At 72.5% G+C, this 3,837-nt stretch carries 4 protein-coding genes; 1 reads left to right on the forward strand and 3 read right to left on the reverse strand.

The genetic code is table 11. The features are described 5' to 3' along the window. Positions 1-428: 428 nt before the first annotated feature. The 3 genes from IE321_RS41040 to IE321_RS41050 all read right to left on the reverse strand — a co-directional run bounded on the left by IE321_RS41040 (position 429) and on the right by IE321_RS41050 (position 3,385). The gene (locus IE321_RS41040; protein WP_190226715.1) at positions 429-1,328 is read right to left on the reverse strand and encodes a dihydrodipicolinate synthase family protein; all 900 of its coding nucleotides are present in this window, start codon (positions 1,326-1,328) and stop codon (positions 429-431) included. 78 nt (positions 1,329-1,406) lie between these two features. Continuing rightward, a complete protein-coding gene (locus tag IE321_RS41045) occupies positions 1,407-2,114 on the reverse strand; it encodes a B3/B4 domain-containing protein (RefSeq protein WP_190226716.1) in 708 nt (235 codons plus the stop codon). Positions 2,115-2,548: 434 nt separating this feature from the next. Then, positions 2,549-3,385 (reverse strand): EamA family transporter, encoded by an 837-nt coding sequence (locus IE321_RS41050; protein WP_190226717.1) that lies wholly within the window; start codon positions 3,383-3,385, stop codon positions 2,549-2,551. A gap of 119 nt (positions 3,386-3,504) precedes the next feature. Here IE321_RS41050 and IE321_RS41055 point away from each other — a divergent pair. Then, positions 3,505-3,837: helix-turn-helix domain-containing protein (locus tag IE321_RS41055; RefSeq protein WP_190226718.1), on the forward strand; the 333-nt coding region annotated here is incomplete at its 3' end.

Below are 3,837 nucleotides of genomic sequence, written 5' to 3' on the forward strand. Positions count from 1 at the left end.
GGTGGTGACCGTCTGGGCGGCCCCATACCCGTGCATCCCGTGGTCACAGGGGAGGTGGAGCAGGCGGCCCGTCCGTGCCACGTGTGCAAGGGGTACGGACGGGCCGCCGATTCTGATCGTCCCCGGTCGACCGCCCGGGCGGTCGGCGACAGGCCGCAGCCTCCTTGTGACGCCCCGTCCGGACTGCGGGCCCGGACGACCGGGGCGGTAGTGTCGATCACTGCTTCCTGCGTCCGTGGGGATGGACCCGGGCTCCGTACTTGTTGACGAAGTACTGTTCCCCGCTCGCGCGGGGATGGTCCCCAGAAAGGACGCCCGAGCTCGTCGATCCTGTCCTTCTCCCTGCGCCCGCGGGGATGGACCCCCCCTCGACTTCACTGTTGTGACCGGTCGTTCCTGCTCCTCGCACGTGCGGGGATGGCGGGGTGTCAGGTGTGGAGTTGGAGTTGCTCGATCACGGTGGCGAGGTGGGCGCGTTCCTCGGTGTCCAGGCCGCGCAGCGGCAGCGGGAGGTTGCGGTGGGCGGTCAGGCCCAGGTGGGCTGCGGCTGCGGCGACGACGCGCAGGGAGCCTCCGTGCTGGGCGAACAGGTCCCACAGGGGCTGGAGCCGCTGCGATTCCTGTTCGGCTTGCTCGTGCCGGCCGGCTTGTGCCGCGCGGGTGAGGGTGAGGGCCGGCTGGGGGAAGGTGCCGCCGGTCACCGAGTACCAGGCGTCGCATCCCGCGTTCAGCCCCCGGGCCGCGGCGGCGTCTCCGCTGATGCCCACGGTCACCGTCTCGGGCAGCAGCCGGCGCAGGTGCTCGACACGAGCCCGGGCCTGCTCGGGATCGGCGGGCAGGGCGGGGATCTTGATGGAGGCGACCTGCGGCAGCCAGGCCAGGCGGGTGTAGAGCTCGTCGGTGAAGGTGAAGTGCGTGGTGCCGGGGTTGTCGTAGATCACCAGCGGGACCGACAGGTTCGCGGTGACCTCCTCGAACAGGCCGAAGACGTCTTTCTCGGTCAGCGGCTGGTAGGACACCGGCGCGAGCAGGACGGCGGAGGCTCCGGCGTTCTGCGCGTCCTCGGCGGCCTGGAGGACCTGTCGGGTGCGCAGGGCCCCGATGCCGACGATGACCGGCACGCCGTCGGCGTGCTCGACCGCGAGGCGGGCGACGCGGGCGCGTTCCTCAAGGGTCAGGTAGGCGTAGGAGCCGGTGGAGCCCAGCGCGCCGATGGAGTCGACGCCGGCGGCGGCGAGCCGCTGGACCAGCGTGGCGTACGCCTTCTCGTCGACGTTGCCGTTGCCGGGGACGGGAGTGAGCGGGAAGGCGCTCAGGCCGGTGAACAAGGCGGGCCTCCAGAGGGGTGCGGGGGTGGGCTTTCGGCGGGGACGGGCGTGGCCCTGCCGCCGTGCTGGGCGGGGTGGTCAGGCGGTGGTGTCGGGGTGGGCCGGGCTGAGGTAGTGCGCGGTGCTGCTGTCGCAGTGCGGCTGCAGGAGGGCCCGCAGGTCGCCGACTGCGGTCTTGAGCAGTTGCTCGTCGCGGGCGGCGGCGACGGTCTCCAGGACGAAGGCGACGCGGGCGGAGTCTGCGGTGACGCGGGTGCGGTGGGCGTCGCGGTGGTTCCAGTGCCGGGTGAGCACGTCGGTGGTGTCGGTGTAGATGACCTCGCCGGGCTTGGGGTTTTCGACGGTGTCAGGTTCGCCGAGCGGGGTGAAGGTCTCGTTGCCGTCGGCGTAGCGGATCTCGATGTCGCCGGTGACCCGGTCGAGGTCGAAGGCGCCGGCGGGCAGGCCGTGGCGGACGGAGACGGTGTTGTAGGAGTCGACGGCCGGGTTGATCCGGGGCAGGGCGCCCTTCTTTGCCAAGCGGCGGCCCAGGGCATCGACGCTGGGCCGGATGCGGCGGGGATTGGTGCCGAAGGCGCGGTAGACGGCATGCCATGCCTCGATGCGCGGGTCGTTCTCGTCCGCCGGGGACCAGGAGCCGTCGGCGAGCAGGGCCTCCAGTTCCTCCAGCGCTGCGGTGGTGGCCGGCCATGGCTCGCGGCCGCGCAGACCGGTGGCGGTGACGACGGCGATGAGGGTCTCGGGGAAGGCGTCGGCGACGGCGCGGGCGAGGCGGAAGAGGGTCATCGAAGGGTCCGTTTCGGGAGTGGTGTGCGGGAGGGTGAAGGTGAGGGCTGCCGGAGGTGGGTGTGGTCTGCGGGCCAACGGGGCAATGGGCCCGCCCGGTCCGGGACAGGGCGCAGAATGCGGGCGGTCGCGCTCGGGGAGCCGGCACCGCGGGGGAGGGTCGGGGACGGTGAGCGTGACGTCCGGGCCGCCTCGACCGCTTCCCGGACGGGGTCGCGCCGGGGCCGGGGTAAGCGGAGCAGCGGGGTGTCGCCGTCGCGGGTGAGGTGATTCGGTACGGCGAGAGGTGCTTGCCCTGGAAGGCCGTTGACGCTGAGGGTGCCGAAGTCGTGGCCGCCGTCGGGCTATCCAGGCCCGCCGCTCGGCGGTGTCCAGGACGCTGTCCCAGGGCTGGACGGCCATGCCGGGGTCCTTCCGGAGGGCAGCGGCGGCGGTCAGGTGAGGGCGAGAAGGCTGACGGCGACGGCGGCTGTGCCCAGGCCGATCAGCTGGCCACGGTGGATGCGTTCGGCCAGGACGCTGCGGGCGAGCAGGACGGTGCCGGCCGGGTACAGGGCGGTGATCACGGCGACGACGGCCAGGTCGACGGTGCGGGCGGCGAGCAGGAACAGCAGGTTGGCCACCGAGTCCAGCACACCGGCCGTCGCCGAGATCGCGTACGCGGGCTTCTCCGGGCCCAGGCGCCGGAACATCACCGCGGCCGCGGCCAGGGTGACGGCGGAGGAGACGGCGCGGCCGACGATCAGCGGACCGACGCCGCTGTCGGAGGGAGCCTGGTGCAGGAAGACCAGTTGCAGGGCGATGGCCGCCCCGGCACCGACGGCCAGCAGCAGCGCGGTGCGCGACGGCCGCGCCGCCTTCGCGCTGTGCCCGGCGCTGACCAGCACCACGGCTGCCAGGGCCAGCGGCAGGCCGATCAGTCCGGTCGGCCCCAGATGCTCGTCCTGAAGCAGTCCGACGCCGACCGGCAGCATCGCCGAGACCAGGGCGGTGATCGGCGACAGCACGTTCATCGGGCCGATCGCCAGCGTCTTGTAGAGCAGGGCGAACGCGGCGGCCGACGCCACGCCGGAGGCCGCGCCCCAGGCGAGGGTGGCCGGGGCGAAGGAGGCACCGAGGAAGGGCCACAGCAGCAGCTCGACGGTGAGCGAGGCCGGCGCGGCGATCATCACGGTCCGCAGGACATGGGCCTTGCGGGCGCCCAAGCCACCGAGGAAGTCGGCACATCCGTAGGCCAGGGAGCTGCCCAGGGCCAGCAGGAGAGCGATCACGGTACGTACATCCCTTACTATCAATGGAACGACTACACCGTACAACGCACCGACCGCAGGTCGTCAACCGAACGACCGAACGGTGCAGCACACCGACCTGCCGCTGGAGGGACAAACCGATGGCCGAGACCGAGGCGGCCTTGCGGGCGCTCGCGCACAACGTCCGCACGGCCCGCACCCGCGCAGGACTGTCCCTGGACGAGCTCGGCCGCCGCGCCAAGGTCAGCAAAGGCGCCCTGGTCGGACTGGAGAAAGCCCAGGGCAACCCCAACTTCGCCACGCTGGTCCGCCTCGCCGACACCCTCGGCGTCTCCGTCTCCGCGCTGATGGAAGGCGGCCACGAACAGCGCGTGCGGGTGGTGAGCGCCGACGCCGTCATGCCCCTGTGGAAGGGTGCGCACGGCGGCGAGGCCCGGCTCATGCTGACCACCGGCGGCCCGGCGGCCACCGAG

This window comes from Streptomyces hydrogenans (assembly GCF_014656075.1).
GTDB classification, from domain to species: domain Bacteria; phylum Actinomycetota; class Actinomycetes; order Streptomycetales; family Streptomycetaceae; genus Streptomyces; species Streptomyces hydrogenans.

Bases quoted from the DNA above. Each gene is read 5' to 3' on its own strand.
- IE321_RS41045 (WP_190226716.1), bottom strand. From the start codon at position 2,114: ATGACCCTCTTCCGCCTCGCCCGCGCCGTCGCCGACGCCTTCCCCGAG.